The sequence below is a fragment of the bacterium genome (genome assembly GCA_016873475.1).
GTDB lineage: Bacteria > Krumholzibacteriota > Krumholzibacteriia > JACNKJ01 > JACNKJ01 > VGXI01.
The window spans coordinates 15,294-32,615 of record VGXI01000015.1; the positions used below are offsets into that span (position 1 = coordinate 15,294).

Sequence of the window (17,322 nt, forward strand, 5' to 3'; positions counted from 1 at the left end):
TCCCGCGGCTTAGTTCCCCGAGATCACCACTGCGCCACTGACCATGTCCTCTCCGCCGAGCGCCTCGAGCACCTCCCAGACGTGGGCGTTGCCCATGCAGCCTGGCGGGAAGCCGCAGTTGTTGGTGACGACAAAGAAGTTGCACAAGTAGCCGGTATCCGCACTGGGCTGCAGGCCGAGCAGCGGATTGAGGCTCTCGAGATTGTGGTTGTGGTCGATGACGATACCGCCATCGACGTGTCGCAGTGCCCCCAGCGCCTCGATGGACTCGAGGTTGTAGTTGTCTTCCAGACGCAAATCCGAACCGATCGACACCAGGTTCTCCAGGCCGGCGAGGCTGACCAGGCCCGGGCAGACCTCGATGTCCAGGTGCGTGTCGAGGGTCTGTATGCTGCTGAGCGCCGTGATGTCCGCGAGCTGAGGGCAGTCGTTGATGAAGATCCCACCGTTGGGCAACCCCGGAAGCGCCGCCAGCCCGTCCAGGCTCGTCAGCGCGTCGCAGTACTGGAAAGACAGCCCGCCGACGTAGACGAGGCTGCTCAGGCCCGTGAGGTTCGTGAGCCCTTGGTTGTTCTCGATCTGCAGATAGCCGTCCACGCGATGCAAGCGCTCGAGGCCGGTCAGGCTGGTCAGCCCTGCGTTGCCCCAGATCTGGCAGTGGCTGTGTACCTCGGTGAGGCCAAGGCCGGTCAGGCTGACGAGCGCATTGCACTGAGTGATCGAGAAGCCCCGCTCGGCGATCGTGATGCCGCCCAGGCCGGCGATGCTGGTCAGGGCGTAGCAGTACTCGACGCCGACGGCGCCGACCCGGCCGCCGATGCCCGCCAGGCCGTCCAGGTTATCGAGGTGCCAGTTGTGCACGAGGACGATCGCGCCGTAGTTAGTGAGATCGAGTGGGTTGAGCGTGCGGATGCCCGCCAGGTCGTCGAGGGTCGTCAGCGCCTGGCACTCGCGGATGACAATCGTGCCGACACGAGTGCATTGGGGCAACTCGACGGCGGCCAGGGACAAGGGCGCGTCCAGGTTGAGACGCAGGCCGATCGAGCGCAGCTCGGGCAACGAGATGCGGGTGAAGGCGCCGTGGTAGACCGTGAGATCGCCGCCGATGAACTCAAGCGCCGGCAACTCGACCTCCGTCAGTCCCCCCCCCTCGATGCGCAGACCACCTGTGATCCCCGTGTAGGCCAGGCAAGCATCGTAGGTCGCCTGGTCGTAGATCCTGTACTGGCCCTCGTAGATGGTGCCGCTCGCCGTGTCGAGCCCGACGGCGCCGTAGCCGCTGAAGCCGTCGATCGGCGCGCTGAGCGTGTTTGCCGTCGTGTCCACGGAGTAGCCCGGCACGACCGCCCACTCGTCGCCGACGATCTCGCAGAGCTCGAGCGAGGATTCGCCGACGCCGGCCGGCAGGGTAGCTTCATCATAGGCGATGGTCAGCGTGACCGGCGCCGCGAAGCTGAGCCCGTCGGGCGCGAACTCGAAGCAGGTGCCCGGAGCGTAGGCGTCGCTCGCCGGGTGGCTGCTGCGTGCGCTGACGCTGATCTCCGTGTCCGCCGCCAGCGCGCCCGCGGGGACGCTCAGCGTGACCGCGCCCGCCGCGAAACCGAAGGTGCCGCCGGCAGGCCCGACGACCGTGCCGTCCGGCGTACCGTCGTCGCCGGGGCCGCTGGGATCGCTGCCGCTGCAGCCGATCGTGCCCAGGCCCGCCAACGCGCAAAGCATCGCTAGGGTACTGATCCCGGAAGTTGCTCGTCTCACCGTGCACCTCACCGCTAGGGGCCAGGCCCCAAACACCGAAGCGCCGCCCGTCTGGACGGCGCCTCGATTCTCGGTGGAGGCCGTTACGCAGGCGTTACGGCGCCCGGCGGCGGTTCAGCGGGTCAGCACCAGCTTGCGTTCCCAGCTCCCGGCCGGCGTGTGCAGCCGCACCAGGTAGAGGCCGCTGGCCAGCGGGTGGCCCTTGTCGTCGCGGCCGTCCCAGCTCAGGTTCTGCTCGCCGGCGGCCAGGGGCCCGTCGTGCAGCAGGCGCAGGCGGCGCCCCTTGAGGTCGTAGATCGCCAGGCGCGCGGGGCCTGGCGCACCCAGGCTGAGGCGCAGGGTGGTCTGCGGATTGAAGGGGTTGGGATAGGCGTCGAGGCGGCCGGCCGCCAGCGCGGCGCCGCTCGCGGGCAGCGTGAGCGTGCGCAGCAGGGTTTCCTGGCCGTAGAGGTCGCGCTCGATGAGGCGATAGCTGAGCGCAGCCGCCGGCGCCTCGGCATCGAGGAAGCTGAAGCTCGGCCCACCGGTCAGTGGCAGCGAGGTCAGGCGACGCCAGGCGCCTTCGCCCTCGCGCCGCTCGATGAGGAAGCCCGCGCTCTCGGACTCCCAGGCCACCCCCCAGCGCAACCAGACGCCCGCGGCCGCGCGCTCGGCGCGGAACCAGGCGAGGAAAACAGGGATCGCCTCGTCGCCCAGAACAGCGACGCCGTTGCGGTCGTCGGCGACGAAGATGTGCGAGCCGGCGACCGCCGCGTCCAGGGCGCGCCCGCCGGTGTCGTAGTAGCCGGCTTCCGTCGGGTGCGCGGGATCGCTGACATCGATCACGCGCAGGCCGTCGCCGTAGTCGGAGACGTAGGCGAAGGGCCCTGCGACGTTCACCTTGCGCGCCGAGTCGATGGTGTCGTAGTAGCCCACCTCCACTGGATTGGCCGCATCGCTGATGTCCACGATGCGCAGGCCGCGGCCGTAGGCGGCGACATAGGCATAGCTGCCGTTCACGTCCACGCCCCAGGCTGCGTCGACGAGCACGAGGCCACCCAGTTCGATCGGCGCGTCCGGATTGCTGATGTCGATGAGGCGCAGTCCCTGCGGGCCGTCGGCGACGCAGGCCAGGTTGCCCTGCACGGCGACGTCGTAGGCGTAGCCCGATGTGTTCACGCTGCCGCGGCGGACCGGCGCAGTGGGCGTGCTGACATCGACGAGAATTAGCCCCCCCTCCGAAGCCGCCACGCAGGCGATATTGCCGCTGAGCGCAATGGCGCGCGCGGCGGCGCTGCTCAGCGAGAGACTCGCGAGCAGGCTCGGGTGCGAGCGATCGCTGATGCTCACCACCTTGATGCCCGGCGTGTAGTCCGCCAGATAGGCGATATCGCCGGCGACGGCCACGTCGTGGACGTAGCCCGGCGTGTCCAGGCGCGCGATGCGCTGGACTGCGACTGGATTGCCGATGGACAGCACGATCAGCCCCAGCCGATTGCCGGCAATGTAGGCGAACGCGCCGTCGGTGGCGATGCCCTGGCAGTAGTCGCCCGTTTCGAGGGTGGCCACCGTCACCGGGTTGCTCGCGTTTGCAAGATCGATCGCCACGAGCCCCCCGCCCCAGTCGGCCACCCAGGCGTACCCGCCGCCGACATGCACACCGTAGGCCGCCACGGGCGTGTTCTCCGTGCTCACCAGCGTGGGCGCGGCCGGGTTGCTGACGTTGATCACGACGAGGCCGTCGCTGTCGTCGGCCACGTAGGCCAGGGTGTCGACGACCTCGACTTCCCAGGCGAAGCTGACGGTGTCGTAGAAGCCGACCTCGTAGGGCGCCGTCGGATCGGCAACGCTGAGGATGCGCAGGCCCGCGTTCTGGTCGGCCACGTAGGCCAGGGTGTCGACGACCTCCACGCGGAAGGCGCCGCCCGGCGTGTCGTAGAAGCCGATCTCCACCGGCTGCGTGGGATCGCTGATGTCGACGATGCGCAGGCCCGCGCTCCAGTCGGCCACGTAGGCCAGCGTGTCGACGGCGCAGACCCCGTGCGCGCGGTCGGGCGTGTTGAGCACTCCCAGCGTGACGGGATGCGCGGGATCGGCAACGCTCACGATGCGCAGGCCGTCGAAGTACTCGGCGAGCAGCACGAGCGTATCGCTCACGGCGACGTCGTAGGTGTACTGCACCGTCGCGGAGCGGCCGACCTCGACCGGCTGCATGGGATCGGAGACGTCGATGATGCGCAAACCGTCCGTCCATGCGCTCGTGTAGACGTAGTCGCCGGCCTGATCCATGCCGAGGGTCGGCCCCGGCACGGCGACCTGCCCGAGGGTCATCGGGCTCGCGGGATTGCTGACATCGGCGATCGAGAGCGAGCCGCCGTTGCCGTAGTAGAGGATCCCCGCGTCCCAGTTCGCGCCATAGCAGGGCCCGTCGGGCCAGCGCGAAAGCATCAGCAGGTTCGCGCTGTCGCCGGTGTCGCGCTCCTGGGCCGGGGCTGCGAGGGGAAGGCTGGCGAGCAAAACGAGGGCAAAGATGCTGCGCTTCACGCTGTACCTCAATGGTGTCGAGCTGCCGTCCGGCCGCAACTGCAAGAGGTATGCCCCGCTGGGCGGCGCCTGGCGTGCCTGGCGGCCCCCCTCAGCGAGTAATGATACACCATGCCGCACCCGTCTGGCCCCTGCTGCGGCCCCTCTTTCTGTGCGGACCCTGCGCCGGAAGCGGCGAAACATAGGTCCCGCCGGGCGTTCGTGCAATCCCCGGGCGCAGGGGCGCTGGCCGCGCCACCGCCTCTGGATTGCGGCCTTGATCTCCGGCCCCGCGCGGCCTAGACTGTACTCACCCTCCCGCGCCCGGTGGCTCCGGCTGCCTGGCGCTTTCCTTTGCCTCCCCCGCCGCCCTCCCCGCTGCGGCCGCGCCGCCCGTGACGCGCATGGACTTCGTGCACCTGAACGTCCACAGCGCCTACTCGCTGCTGGCCGGCACGCTGAAGCCCGAGGCGATCCCCGCCCTGGCGCGGCGCCGCGGCTTTGGCGCGCTGGCGCTCACCGACACGGACGGCCTCTTCGCCGCCGTGGCCTTCCAGCAGGCCTGCGCGCGCGAGGGCCTGCACGGCGTGCTCGGCGTCGAGCTCACGCGGCCGCGCCAGCGGCGCGAGGCCGCGCTGCCCGCGCCGCTGCTGCCCGAGTTGCCCGCGCCGGCCGTGGCCGACGGCGAGGAGGCGGAGTCCCCGCGCGAGCTGGGCGGCTTCGCGCGCGAGCGCCCCGCCGGGCCGGGCGACGCGCGGCATCGCGCCACGCTGCTCGCCCGCAGCGAGGCCGGCTATCGCCTGCTCGGCGAGCTGATCAGCACGCGGCATCGCGATCCCGCCTTCGAGCTGGAGGCCGCGCTCGCCGCCGCGCTGGACTCGGGCGAGCTCTATCTGCTCTGTGCGGGCGAAGGGCTCCTGCGCGCGCTCGCGCCCCGCGAGCACGCGCGCGCGGTGCGCGGGGCGCGCCTCTTCGTGGAACTGCGGCCGGGGCGGGGCACGGCCGCACAGCTCGGGCTCCAGGCGCGCCTCGCCCTCGCCGAGGCGCTCGGCCTGCCGGCCGTGGTGACGGGCGGCGTCTTCTTCGCCGAGCCCGCCGACCACGAACTCCACCGCCTGCTCTCGGCGATGCGCATGAACTGCACGGAGCCCGCGCTGCCCACGGACGCCGCCGCGCCGGCCACGGCCTGGCTGATGGACGAGCCCGCCCTGCGCGGCGCGCTCGGCCTCGCCCCCGGGGGCGGGTTGCAGGGCGCGGCCGGGCGCGAGGCCGCCCCCGGGGGCGGGTTGCAGGGCGCGGCTGGGCGCGAGGCAGCCCCCGGGGGCGGGTCCCGCGCCCTCGCGGATCCGCGCCTGGAGCGCGCCCTCGCCGCCAGCGCGGCCATCGCCGCGGATTGCCAAGTGCGCATCCCCCTCGGCCGGCCGCGGCCGCCGCGCTTCAACTTGCCACCGGGGCCGGACGGCCGGCCCAGCCACCCCGACGCCTTCCTCTATCGCCTCGCGCACGAGGGCCTGCGCGAGCGGCTCGGCCTCGCCCCCGGCGACAGCGACACCCGCGCCCGCCGCACCCTGGCCGCGCTGCGCCGCGAGCTGCACGTGATCCGCCGCCGCGAAGTGTCGGCCTACTTCCTCATCGCCTGGGACCTGGTGCGCTACGGCAGCAGTCGCGGGCTCGCGAGCCTGGGTCGCGGCAGCGCGGCGGGCAGCCTGGTGTCCTTTGCGCTGGGCATCACGCACGTGAATCCGCTGGAGAACGGGCTCTACTTCGAGCGCTTCCTCAACCTGGAGCGCGCGGGGCTGCCCGACTTCGACATCGACTTCGGCTCGGCGGCCCGCTACGAGATCCTCGACTACGCCTTCCGCCGCTACGGCCGCGAGTCCACGGCGATGATCGGCACCTACCAGACCTTCCGCCCCCGCGGCGCCTTCCGCCGGCTGGTGGCGGCCCTCGGCCTGGACGAGACGCTCTGGGACGCCCGCATCAAGCTGCTGCCGCACTGGGGCAGTTGCGCCACCCTGCGCCAGCAGCTCAAAGAGCACCCGAAGAGCCGCCACCTCGATCTCGCCACGGACGACTGGCCGCGCCTGCTCGATCTCGCCGCGCGCCTGGACGAGCTGCCCCAGCACCTGGGCACGCACCCCTGCGGCATCGTCATCGCGCCGGGGCCGATCGCGCACTTCGTGCCCGTGCAGCCGGGCGCGCAGGGCTTGGCGATCACGCAGTGGGACATGCACGGCGTCGAGGCGGCGGGCCTGATCAAGATGGACATCCTCGGCCAGCGCGGGCTGGCCGTGATCGACGCCACCAGCGCCCGCGTGCGCGAGAACTTCGGGCGCGCGCCGCGTCTGGCCGGCGACCCGCCCCCGGGGGCGGGTCCCACTGCCGTGCGGCGGGGGGCGCGCACGCAGCGCGGCGAGGCGGCGGACGCGGTGAACCCCTTCACCGATCCCGACACGCGCGCCCTGCTCGCGCGGGGCGCCAGCGAGGGCTGTTTCTATATAGAGAGCCCGATCATGATGCAGATCCTCCGTCAAGCCCGCTGCGAGGAGTTCGAGACGCTGACCGCGCTGTCCTCGATCATCCGTCCCGGCGTGAGCAACTACGGCGGCAAGCGCGACTACCTGATGCGCCACCGCGGCGAGGAGCCGGTCCGTTTGCTTCACCCGCTTCTCGAGCCGCTGCTGCGCGACACGCACGGCTGCCTCATCTACCAGGAGCAGGTGATGCGCGTGCTGCAAGTCATGGGCGGCATGACGCTGGGCGAGGCCGACGCCTTTCGCAAGATCATGTCGGGCAAGGGCGGCGGCGACGCGAAGGCCTTCGAGGAGCGCTTCTTGGTTGGGGCGCTGACGCGCTTGCAGCTGGCAGGCGAAACGGAGGAGGAGGCCGGGCGCATCGCGCGCGAGCTGGGCCGGCAGGTGGCCAGCTTCGCCGGCTACGCCTTCTGCAAGGCGCACAGCGCGAGCTTCGCGCGCGAGAGCTTCGAGAGCGCCTACTGGAAGGCGCACTACCCCGCCGAGTTCATGGCCTCGGTGATCGAGGAGCGCGGCGGCTACTACAGCACGGCCGAGTACGTGGAGGAGTCGCGTCGCCTCGGCCTCGCGCTGCTGCCGCCGCACGTGAACGCGGGCACGCTGCGCAGTCTCGGCACCTCGAACGGCGCGCCGACCCGCGATCCTGCGGGCGACGCGGGACTCCCCCCGCGCGCGCCGCGCGACCCGGCCGTGCCGCGGGGGCGCCTGCGCATCGGGCTCTCATTTATGCAGGGCGTGCGCGAAGCGGCGCTCGCGTGGCTCGCCGAGGAAGGCGCGCGGCGGCCCTTCGTCGCCCTGCGCGAGCTGGTGGACCGCGCGCGGGCTGCGGGCGGCAACACGGCGCCGCGGCGCTACGAGCTGGCGCGGCTGGCGCGCGTGGGCGCGCTCGATGGCTTGGCGATTGGCGGCGCGCCCGAGCGCGCGGACGATCGCGGCAGCGCCGGCCGCGGCGCACCCGCCCCCGGGGGCGGGTCGGAGCGGGCTGCGTTGCTCGAGGCGCTCGCCGCGCTCTGGCCCGAGGCCACGGCGGCCAAGGCCAACACCGAGGCCTTTGCGCCGATCGATTGGCCCGCGGCCGGCGCCGACGCCGAGGCCATCCTGCGCGCGCGGGCCCGGCTCGAGCTGGGCGGGCTGGGCTTCACGCCGTCGCTGCACCCGCTCTTGCTGTCGCCGGTCTTCGCGGGCAACGGCAGCGGGCGCCTCACGGCCGCGGCGCTCACCGCCCGCGGGGCAGCGCTCGCTTCGCGCGAGCGCGTGGACCTGGGCCGCGTCGCGCTGCACGGCGTCAAGGTGGCCGGCAAGACGACGCGCACCGAGAAGGACCAGCGCCTGATGGCCTTCGTCACCTTCTCCGACGAGACGGGCATCTTCGAGACGGTCTTCTACCCCGAGGACTACGCGCGCCTCGCGCGGCGGCTGCGCGGGCTGGGGCCCTTTCGCGTGGAGGGGCGGGCGCTGGTCGAACTCGGCGAGCTGCTCGTGGAGGTGAAGGAGATCCGGATGCTTGAGGCGAGCAGTCAGAGAGCGGCGCCCGTTCACCTTCCGGCCTAGAAGCTCCCGAAGGGCACCGCATCCACCGTCCGCGTCAGCGGGAAACGCTCGCGGCACAAGCAAACCAGGAGACCCTTCTCGGCCCGCTCGCCGAAGAGTGCCTGGAATTCCTCGATGCCGCGGGCATGTGCCGCCGTGGGTGTGGCGGTGACCTTCGCCTCGATCGGGATCAGGCGGCGACCGGATTCGAGCACGAAGTCCACTTCGTGGCCGGCCGCCGTGCGCCAGAAGCTCAGGCCTGGCGAATCGCCGCGGTGATGGAAAAGCCGCAGCAGTTGCCCGCAAACCGCGGCCTCGAAGAGCGGGCCGGCCGACATGCCACTCAGGACCTGGTCCGCGTCGTTCAGCCCGAGCAGGAAGCTCAAGGTTCCGGTGTCCTGGAAGTAGAGCTTTGGCCGCTTGACCAGCCGTTTCCCCAGGTTCTCGAAGAAGGGCCGCAGAACATAGACCTGCCCGCTCGCCTCCAGCACGGAGACCCAGGCCTTGACGGTCTTGCCCGTCACGCCCAGGTCGCGGGCGAGGTCCTCGAAGTTGACCAGTGAGCCAGTGCGCGCCGCCAACAGGGCGAGCAGCCGCTGGAAGTCGCCGAGGTCCCCCACCGCGCGCAGCGAGCGAACGTCTCGCTCCAAGTAGGTGCTGACGTAGGAGGCGTGCCAGAGCTTGGCGTCCAGGTTCCCCCGCACGCTGAGCTCCGGGAAGCCGCCACGCAGGATGTGCTGTGCGATGCGCGCGGCGGAGCCCGGCGCGCCGGACGGAGCGGCCGAGAGCAGGCAATCGTGCCAGGCGGCACCTGCGTCGGGCTGCCCCTCCGCCTCGCGCAACGAGAGCGAGAGGAGCCGGAGAATCGCCGCGCGCCCGGCAAGGGATTCCGTGACACCCTGCATCAGCGAAAAAGCCTGCGACCCGGTGAGGATGTAGCGACCCATCGCCGCGCGCTGCGCGTCGATCTCCATCTTGAGGTAGGAGAGCAGGCTCGGGGCGTACTGGATCTCGTCCAGGATCAGCGGCGGGGCAAAGCGCTCGAGGAAGAGCCGGGGATCGCGGCGAGCCTGCTCGCGGAGCTCAGGATCGTCGAGGCTCGCGTAGCGATGGCTCTCACCGAAGACGCGCCGGACCAAGGTCGTCTTCCCGGACTGGCGCGGGCCGGTCAGGACGACGCTCGGGAACTCCTGGGCGGCCCGCTGGAGCACCAGCGTCAGAGTGCGCGTGAGGTAGCTCGCCGCAGCCATGGGGATAGCCTGCCCTGCCCCATGCCGTTGGTCAAGCAAAATGGGAGTTGGATTCCAAGTTTGCACAACAATGCCCCGGGCTGGCGCGGCCGCGCTGCGCGAAGCAATCGCGCGGGAGTCTGGTACAAGCTCTCATCAAGGTGGCCGATGGACCCTGCACCTCGGCTCCGCCAGCAGGCCGGCTGATTATTGCATAATCGCTACATGCACAAGGCTTGACTGCGCAGTCCCCATCGCATCGCCGCCGACTCAAGTTCCGCAGCGGCCTACCTGCTCCTGGGCAAGATCCACGCCGCGCAGGGCAACTGCGCGGAGGCGATCCCCGCTTTCGCGCGCGCCCTCGCGCTGTGCGACACCCTGGCTGCCGCCCGGGAGGGTCGCGAGGGTTGTCGCTGACCTCTGCGCGAGCAGGGAAGAATCGCCGCTGGGAGTAGACAGGCGCGCAGCGAGAGCGCGAAGGGCTGGGCAATCACCGCGCGCCCGGAAAGGGACTCCGTGTAAGCGCCCTACCAGCTCCCCCCGCCGCCGCCACCACCGCCGCCGCCCGAGAAGCCCCCGCCGCCGCTGCCGCTGGAGCCGCTCGAGCGCGGCGTCGCGGCCATCGCGCGGCCGGCGCTGGCCATCGCGGCGCTCAGGCTCTTCTCGAGGGACACCGTGGAGAAGCCCCCGTGCAGGCCGGGACCCCGGTACCAGCCGGGCGCTGGACCCTCGTCGTAGATGCCTTGGAAGCGCCGCGCCCAGGCGGCCGCCACGCCGAGGGCCATCGCGTAGGGCAGGAGCCGCTCGAAGGCCGCGCGCCGCGCGGCGGGATCGGCGAGCTCGCGCTCGATGCGGTCGGCCTCCACGCGCGTCGCGAACTCCTGGAAGCCCAGCGCCCACTCGCGGCCGGCCACGCCCTTCTTCGTGCGGCGCGGCATCGCAGGCGCGAAGGCGAAGAAGAGCACCATCGAGAGTACCGCCGCCACGATCGGCAGGGCCAAGGCCTGCGGGAAGAGGCCGCCCGTGATCCAGGACAGCAGCGCGCCGAGCCCGAAGGTCGCAAGCCCGGCGAGCACGCCGAAGCCGCCGTAGCGCGCGTAGACCGCCGTCGGCGCCGCCTCGAAGTAGCCGCCGCGCACGAGGCGCTGCACCACCGCCTCGCGGATCGGGGGGATCTCCTTGTAGAACTCCTGGCGCAGGTCGCTCGCGTCCACCTGCTCGCCGTGCTTGAAGATGCCGTTCCAGACCTGGGCCTCGTGCGGCAGCAGGTCGCCGGCGTCCGCCCGCCCGCGGCGCGCAAAGCGCGTTTCCTCGCGCTTGATGAGGCCGAGCAGCGAAGACTCCTCGCGCTCCTCGATCGCGAGGCGGCCCTTCACGGCGAGGTCGACGATCGTCGCCGTGATATCGCCCAGGTCCACGCGCTCGTCAACTAGAGCCCCTAGTTCCGCAGCGCTCAGACCTTCCGGCGGCTCGTAGCGCACGGTCACGCTGCCGGCCACGGCTGGGTCCTTGCCGCGCGCGCGGTACAGCCGGACGAGCAGCGCGAGCCACACGAAAGGCGCGAGCAGGATCAGGTTCGCGCCCACGAAGCGCGCCACCCTCACCGCGGCGCCGGGAAAGCGCAGATGCCCGCGCGGGAAGGCGACCACCACGGTGAGCCCCTCGAGCGGACCCAGCGCTCGCGTCGCCTCGAAGTGCACGCGGCCCGGCTCGGGGAACGCGATCGTCACTTCTTGCGCCGTCGCGCCGAAGCGCCCCGTGAAGCCGAGGGCGCGCAGCGAGTCGGCCGGCAGCGCCGCCGGCAGGCGCACGGTCGCCGTCGCGCGCCCGATGTCCGCCTGCCACTCGTGCCCCGTGGCGTTCCAGTACAGCTCGTCGTACTGCGGGAAGTGGCCGAGGGCGTCCTGCACGCGGTAGCGGATGCGGTAGATCACGCGCCCTGTTATCGTGCGGTCGGCGTCGCCGATGCGGATGCGGTAGTGATCGCCCTCGCGCGAGACCTTCGTCCCGTAGGGATTCCCGTGCTCGTCCACAACGCTCTCCAGGCGCAGGCGCATGCGGTACTGGAAGCCGCGCGGGTCGGTGTACGCGTAGGGGATCAGCCGGTAGATGCCGTGCCGCGGCTCGCTGAAGTCCACGGCCAGGCGCTCCTCGACGAGCAGCTCGGCATCCGGCTCGACCGTGAGCTGCGTCTCGAACTCGGCGATCGTGTAGCCGCCGAGATCGGCCCGCGCCGCGCTCGCGACGACGAGGAGCGCGAGCAGCGCAAGGACCCCCCGCGCCGCGCGCCGCGTCATGGCGTGAAGCTCACCTTGGGCGCCTCGGCCTCGCCCGGCTCGGTCAGCTCGAAGAACTTGCGCTCGCTGAAGCCGAACAGGTTGGCGAAGATGAGGTCGGGGAACATCTTCAGGCGCGTGTTGAAATCGCGCACGACGGCGTTGTAGTAGCGCCGCGCGTTCTGGATCGCCTCTTCCAGCTCCTGGAGCGCCCGCTGCAGGTCCTGGAAATTCTGGTTGGCCTTGAGGTCGGGATAGGCCTCGGCCAGCGCGAAGAGCTGCCGGAGCTGCTGCGTGAGGAAGCTCTCGGCGGCCGCGCTGCCCGCCGGATCGCCGCCGCGCCCGCCGACCGCCGCCGCCTGCTGGCGCGCCTTCGTCACCGCCTCGAGGGTAACGCGCTCGTGAGCCGCGTAGCCCTTCACCGTCTCGACGAGGTTGTCCACCAGATCGTGCCGCCGCTTGAGCTGCACGTCGATGTCCGACCAGGCCCCCTCGGCGCGCACGCGCAGGCCGACGAGCCGGTTGTAGATGCCGATGCCGCCGAAGACGACGAGGGCGACGAGGGCGAGCAGGAGCAGGGTGGCGAAAGGCATGATCACCTCCGGGCGTTCGGAATTCGGCGCGAGCATAGGCGCGCAGGGCGGCCGGGTCTAGAGATCCTTCAGGTAGGCCGGCCCGCCGAGCTGCTCCATCTGGCCGACGATCCAGCCCGCCCGCTGGCGGACGTAGCCGGACGGCCGGTCGGCGGAGAGACGCTTCGGGCTGGGGAGCACGGCGGCCAGGAGCGCCGCCTCGTAGCGGTCGAGCTGCGCGGCGGGCTTGTGGAAGTAGAGGCGGCTGGCCGCGCCCACGCCGTAGACCCCCGGCCCCATCTCCGCGACGTTCAGGTAGACCTCGAGGATGCGCCGCTTCGGCCAGATGGTCTCGATCAGCACGGTGAGGTAGGCCTCCAGGCCCTTGCGCAAGTAGCTGCGCCCGGGCCAGAGGAAAAGGTTCTTCGCCACCTGCTGCGAGATCGTGCTCGCGCCGCGCAGGCGCCGGCCGCGCTCGTGCTCGGCGAGGGCCTTCTCGATCGCCTCACGGTCGAAGCCGCCGTGGCGCGGGAAGTTCTGATCCTCGGCGGCGACCACCGCCAAGCGCGCCGCGGGCGCGATCTCGTCCCAGGGCGTCCAGGTGTAGGCGGGGCCGGCGCCTTGCCGCGTGCGCAGTCGCTCCTGGAGCATCATCGCGCTGGTGGGCGGCGGCAGCCAGCGCAGAGCGACGAGGCTCGCCACCGGCAAGCCGACAACGATCAGCGCGATCGCGACGAGGATTCGCAGCAGCCAGCGGCGCATGGCGGCGATCATACGCCCTCTTGCGAGCGGCGGGAAGCGCGACCCTCGCCCCGCGGCGTGCCGGGCGAGGGCCGTCGCTCGGTCTAGCGGGCTACCAGGCGGACTTCACGGTGCTGAAGGCCTTGACGGCCACGGCCGTCGCCGTCCAGTCGGCCGTCACGCTCTGGATAAAGTAGTCCCCGATCAGGTCCGGGTCGTGGTCGAAGCCGAAGAGGATCGACCCCACGCCCGCGCCCGTGACGCCGGTGGACTCGGCGGGCACGATCACCACCCCGTCGAGCGAGACCGCGCAGGTACCGGCATCGAGGTCGAGGGTGATCACGAGTGTCAGGTCTTCGTCGAGGGTGTAGCTGCCCACCGGGAACATGCCGAAGTCGTCGGCATCGCCCTGGAGGACGACACCGCCCGCAGCGAAGGACAGGTTGAGAAAGCTATGCGCCGCGCCGGCCTGCTCGCGCACGTAGACGAGGTAGCGGTCGTCGACGACGAAGTGGAGCACGGCGCTCAGCGTGAGCACACCGGTCGTGATCTCGACGCTGTTCAGGAACTCGAAGCGCACGGTCAGCGCTCCGAAGTCGACGCCGTCGACGATCTCGAGCGCCTGGCCGCCGGCCGGGCTGGTGCGGACAAAGGCATCGATGCCGCCGAGGTCCACGGGCTGGTGAGCAGCGGCGCCGCCCGTGCCGATGAGCTGATCGAGGGGCTGATCCTCGAAGTCGCAGTCGAGAATGCGCTCCGCCGTCGCGAGCTGGGCGAAGCCCGCCGACAGCAGGGCAATCAGGCCGAGAACCATCGCAGTGCGGCGCATGGCGAACCTCCGTTGGAGAGCCGAAAGGCCGGTTTCGGGGCGACCCTAGCCGAGTTCTTACAATTCCGCAAACGGTGTTTGCGAGGGGCGCCCAAGGGCGGCCCTGGCCGGAATGCTGCTATTGCCTTGCGGCAGGGCGCGCCGCTGCAAGGCAGCGCGTCCGCCCGGGCTCCGCGACGCGGAGCGGAGGGAAAGGAGCGCGCCGCATGCTGCCCGATCGGGAAGCATTGCCCGCGGGCCCGGCCGGCGAGGACGCCGGGCTCGCCATCGCAAGCCGAGACGAGGACTTGCTATATGCATGGGACCGTCTGCTGGCGATCGCGGCGCTGTATCCTCCGGATAACACTCGCTTCCGGGGCAGCCTGGATGCCTGGCGCGAGACCCTGCGCCCGCTCGCGCGCTCCGACGGCAGCCTCTGCGTCGAGATCGGCCGCGACGGCCGCCTCGCCTGCGAGGGCCGCGTCCTGGCGCCCGCGCGCGTCGTGCAGAGCCGCTTCTATCCCCTGCTGCTGGGCATCGGCGTCGAGCACGTATTGATCTCGCTGGCCATCGCGCCCGCGGCGATGCACCGCCTCCTCGTCATCCTTCGCGACGCGCAGCGCACGGCCGAGCGCTCGATCGGCTTCCAGCACGCGGAGCTGCCGGCGCTCCCGGCCGGCGTGACGGTTGCGCTGCGCAGCTTCGGCAGCCCGGGCGAGACCCTGCTCCGCGCGGCAGACGGCGACCCGGCGCACGAACAGCAGCGCGGTGCCGAACTCTCCCCGGAGGTAACGGCGCCGGAGCACGCCGTCCCGGCCCCGGTCTTGAGCAATCCGCACGTCGGCCTTCAGGGCGAGACGATACACGCGCTCGAGGATCGGCTAACCGAGAACGTGACCGCGCTGTACCGTTCGCTCACGCAGGACCTCGCGCCCGATCCGGTGCCGGCGACCGAGCCCAGCGCGCCGCCCGTTGCGGCGCCCGCACCGAAAGCGGCAACCCCGCCGCCGCTGCCCTTCGACGCCGACTCCTTCCAGGCGCGCCTCGGCCGTCTCGAAGGCGAGCTCCCCCTCGGCGCCGAGCAGCTCGGTCCCTCGCAGGCGGAGTGGCTGGCCTTCCTGCTTCAGCAGGCCCTCGCGCCCGAGGAGAGCGATGCGCGCGAGCGGGCCCGCGTGGATTTGGCCGCGCAGCTCGCACAGCCGGTCGGCCTGCAGGGGCTCCAGATGCTGCTCTCCGCCGGTGAGCAGCTCCTCGCCGGCGGCGACGCCGACGCGGTGGACGCCCAGCTCCCGCTGCTCCTCGCGCCCCTCGCCAAGCAGGCGCCGGCGCTGCAGAGCCTCTTCCCCGCCTGGGTGGATGGCGCGAGCGCCGTCGCGCGCGAGATGCTCTGGCCGCATCTGGCGGACGCCTTGCTCGGCGGTCTCGTCCCCGTCAGCCTCGCGCAGCTTCGCAGCGCCGACGGCGAGACCGCGCTCGCCCTCGCCGAGGAGGATCGCCCGCGCCTGCTCGCCCGCCTCGAGCAGCGCCCGTCGCTTCTGGACGCAAGCCTCCCGGCCGCGATCTTCCGGCCGCTGCGGCCAGAGCTACGCCCACTGCTACTGCTGCTCTTGCTGAGTTCGCGCAGCGTCATTGCCGGCGCGCAGCTCCACGCCGCGCTGCGCGAGTCGGGGCTGCCGCCGCCCTTCGCCGCCCTGCTCACCCTGCTCGGCGACTTCAAGCCCAGCCACCGCGAGCTCTATCGCCTCCTGCTCCGCGCCGACGAGGAGGGCGCGGCCCTCGCGCGCGAGGCGGCCGGCCATGCGATCGGCGTCTTGCAGCGCCTGCCTCGCGCCGAGCGCGGGCGCCCGGAGGTCGCCGACTGCCTGCTCACGCTCGAAGCCGCCCCCGCCGGCGAGGCCGACGCGCTCCTGGACCGCGTGACCCTCGATCGACGCCTTCCATTTTGGCCCGCCTGGCCGCGTGCGGCGCGGCGCCAGGCGTCCACGCTCAAGGGCCGCCGTCGCCGCCACTTCGCTGCCGCACGCCGCGAGGGGCGGCAGCCATGAACGCGCGCATCGACGATCTGGTCACCCTGCTCAGCCGCGGCATCAGCCAGCGCGCGCTCTACTTTCCCGATCACCCCAACGTGCAGGCCTGCAGCCGCGAGCTTGCCGCGCGCCTCGAGACGGAGATCGCCGGCAGCGACGCGGGCTTCTTCCTCGGCACGGTCGAGGGGCGCTTGATCCACGAGGGCCGCTTGCTGCTCGGGGCGTCGATCATCGGGCACAAGGTGGCCACCTGCCTGGATCGCCTGGGCAGCGGCGGCTTTCGATTCCGGCGCGGCATCGCACCCATCGAGCTGGCGACGCTCTTCAGCATCGCCGTCGAGCAGAGCGAGCCGCTCGCCGGCGGCCTGCCGGAAGCGCGCCGCCTCTTCACGGTGCGCGGTCTGCGCAACATCGAGCTCTCGCCGCGCTACGGCGAGGAGGACTGGTTCGGCCGCCAGGGCGCACTCGCGAGCGATGAGATCGGCGAGGGCGGCGGCGATCTCGCCGCGCTGATCCCCGTCTACCAGTCGCTCTTTTCTGTGGTGGAGACGGCCCACGGGCGCGCGACTGGCGATCATGCGCTGGACATCGACGCCGCGTGCACGGCCAGCGAGCGCTTCCTCGACGCCTGCGCGGACGGCTTCAAGGACATGATGCAGCTCGTGCGCTACCAGGACGCCAACAGCTACACCGTCGGGCACTCGGTGCGCGTGGCGCTGCTGGGCGTGCTGGTCGGCCAGCATCTCGGCTTGCCGCGGCCGCGCCTGAAGGAGCTGGCCACGGCGGGCCTGCTGCACGACGTCGGCAAGGCCAAGGTCCCCGCCGAGATCCTCTACAAGACCGCCCGCCTGGATCCCGACGAGCTGCGGATCATGCGCATCCATCCCGAGGTCGGCGCGCAGATCCTGCTGGAGAGCGGAAACGCGAGCTCGACCGCCGTCTGCGCGGCCTGGGGCCATCACCTGCGCAACGATCTGCATGGCTATCCCGCTGTGCCCGGCTGGGCGGTGCAGGGCGAAGCGACCGCGCTGCTCCAGGTCTGCGACGTCTTCGAGGCGCTCACCGCCGTACGCCCCTACAAGCCGGCCACCTCGCCCCTGCGCGCCTACGAGATCATGCTCGCCGATCCCGGCGCCTTCCACCCCGGCGCCCTGCGGGCGCTGATCGGCGCGCTCGGCCTCTACCCCCCCGGCAGCCGGGTCGCGCTGAACGACGGCTCGCGCGCCGTCGTGCTGAGCGCCGGCGCGCGCGCGGATCGGCCGCAACTGCGGCTCATCAGGGATAGGGCAGGCCGCCCCCTCGCGCGCGAGGACCAGTCGCTACTCGACCTGGACGCGCCGGCGGCCGC

The 17,322-nt window shown here is 71.7% G+C and carries 10 protein-coding genes; 3 read left to right on the forward strand and 7 right to left on the reverse strand.

Annotated elements, in window-relative coordinates:
- Positions 1-9: 9 nt before the first annotated feature.
- Positions 10-1,719: a hypothetical protein gene (locus tag FJ251_02720; GenBank protein ID MBM4116641.1), complete on the reverse strand. Its 1,710-nt coding sequence runs from the start codon at positions 1,717-1,719 to the stop codon at positions 10-12.
- Positions 1,720-1,869: 150 nt separating this feature from the next.
- Positions 1,870-4,461, reverse strand: a complete 2,592-nt coding sequence (locus FJ251_02725) for a T9SS type A sorting domain-containing protein (GenBank protein ID MBM4116642.1) — start codon at positions 4,459-4,461, stop codon at positions 1,870-1,872.
- Between the two features lie 200 nt (positions 4,462-4,661).
- On the opposite strand from FJ251_02725, the gene FJ251_02730 reads away from it, so the two are divergent.
- Positions 4,662-8,342, forward strand: coding sequence for a DNA polymerase III subunit alpha (locus FJ251_02730; protein ID MBM4116643.1), 3,681 nt, complete (start codon positions 4,662-4,664; stop codon positions 8,340-8,342).
- Here FJ251_02730 and FJ251_02735 read toward each other — a convergent pair.
- The 5 genes from FJ251_02735 to FJ251_02755 all read right to left on the reverse strand — a co-directional run bounded on the left by FJ251_02735 (position 8,339) and on the right by FJ251_02755 (position 13,968).
- Positions 8,339-9,571 carry an ATP-binding protein gene (locus FJ251_02735; protein MBM4116644.1) on the reverse strand — a complete coding sequence of 411 codons (1,233 nt, stop codon included), beginning with the start codon at positions 9,569-9,571 and terminating at the stop codon, positions 8,339-8,341. The genes FJ251_02730 and FJ251_02735 overlap by 4 nt on opposite strands.
- A 506-nt stretch (positions 9,572-10,077) precedes the next feature.
- On the reverse strand, positions 10,078-11,847 hold the full coding sequence (locus FJ251_02740) for a DUF2207 domain-containing protein (GenBank protein MBM4116645.1): 1,770 nt from the start codon (positions 11,845-11,847) through the stop codon (positions 10,078-10,080).
- On the reverse strand, positions 11,844-12,419 hold the full coding sequence (locus FJ251_02745; protein MBM4116646.1) for a LemA family protein: 576 nt from the start codon (positions 12,417-12,419) through the stop codon (positions 11,844-11,846). The genes FJ251_02740 and FJ251_02745 overlap by 4 nt, the downstream gene beginning before the upstream one ends.
- 57 nt (positions 12,420-12,476) lie before the next feature.
- A complete protein-coding gene (mtgA, locus tag FJ251_02750; GenBank protein MBM4116647.1) occupies positions 12,477-13,172 on the reverse strand; it encodes a monofunctional biosynthetic peptidoglycan transglycosylase in 696 nt (231 codons plus the stop codon).
- Between the two features lie 79 nt (positions 13,173-13,251).
- A complete protein-coding gene (locus FJ251_02755) occupies positions 13,252-13,968 on the reverse strand; it encodes a hypothetical protein (protein MBM4116648.1) in 717 nt (238 codons plus the stop codon).
- A 206-nt stretch (positions 13,969-14,174) separates the two neighbouring features.
- Here FJ251_02755 and FJ251_02760 point away from each other — a divergent pair, with 206 nt between their 5' ends.
- Both FJ251_02760 and FJ251_02765 read left to right on the forward strand, forming a co-directional pair.
- Positions 14,175-15,992: a hypothetical protein gene (locus tag FJ251_02760; GenBank protein ID MBM4116649.1), complete on the forward strand. Its 1,818-nt coding sequence runs from the start codon at positions 14,175-14,177 to the stop codon at positions 15,990-15,992.
- On the forward strand, positions 15,989-17,322 hold a 1,334-nt coding region (locus FJ251_02765; protein MBM4116650.1), incomplete at its 3' end, for an HD domain-containing protein. The genes FJ251_02760 and FJ251_02765, both read left to right, overlap by 4 nt.

Bases quoted from the DNA above. Each gene is read 5' to 3' on its own strand.
- FJ251_02720 (MBM4116641.1), bottom strand. From the start codon at position 1,719: ATGCTTTGCGCGTTGGCGGGCCTGGGCACGATCGGCTGCAGCGGCAGC.
- FJ251_02725 (MBM4116642.1), bottom strand. From the start codon at position 4,461: ATGTTTCGCCGCTTCCGGCGCAGGGTCCGCACAGAAAGAGGGGCCGCA.
- FJ251_02730 (MBM4116643.1), top strand. From the start codon at position 4,662: ATGGACTTCGTGCACCTGAACGTCCACAGCGCCTACTCGCTGCTGGCC.
- FJ251_02735 (MBM4116644.1), bottom strand. From the start codon at position 9,571: ATGGCTGCGGCGAGCTACCTCACGCGCACTCTGACGCTGGTGCTCCAG.
- FJ251_02740 (MBM4116645.1), bottom strand. From the start codon at position 11,847: ATGACGCGGCGCGCGGCGCGGGGGGTCCTTGCGCTGCTCGCGCTCCTC.
- FJ251_02745 (MBM4116646.1), bottom strand. From the start codon at position 12,419: ATGCCTTTCGCCACCCTGCTCCTGCTCGCCCTCGTCGCCCTCGTCGTC.
- mtgA (MBM4116647.1), bottom strand. From the start codon at position 13,172: ATGATCGCCGCCATGCGCCGCTGGCTGCTGCGAATCCTCGTCGCGATC.
- FJ251_02755 (MBM4116648.1), bottom strand. From the start codon at position 13,968: ATGCGCCGCACTGCGATGGTTCTCGGCCTGATTGCCCTGCTGTCGGCG.
- FJ251_02760 (MBM4116649.1), top strand. From the start codon at position 14,175: ATGCTGCCCGATCGGGAAGCATTGCCCGCGGGCCCGGCCGGCGAGGAC.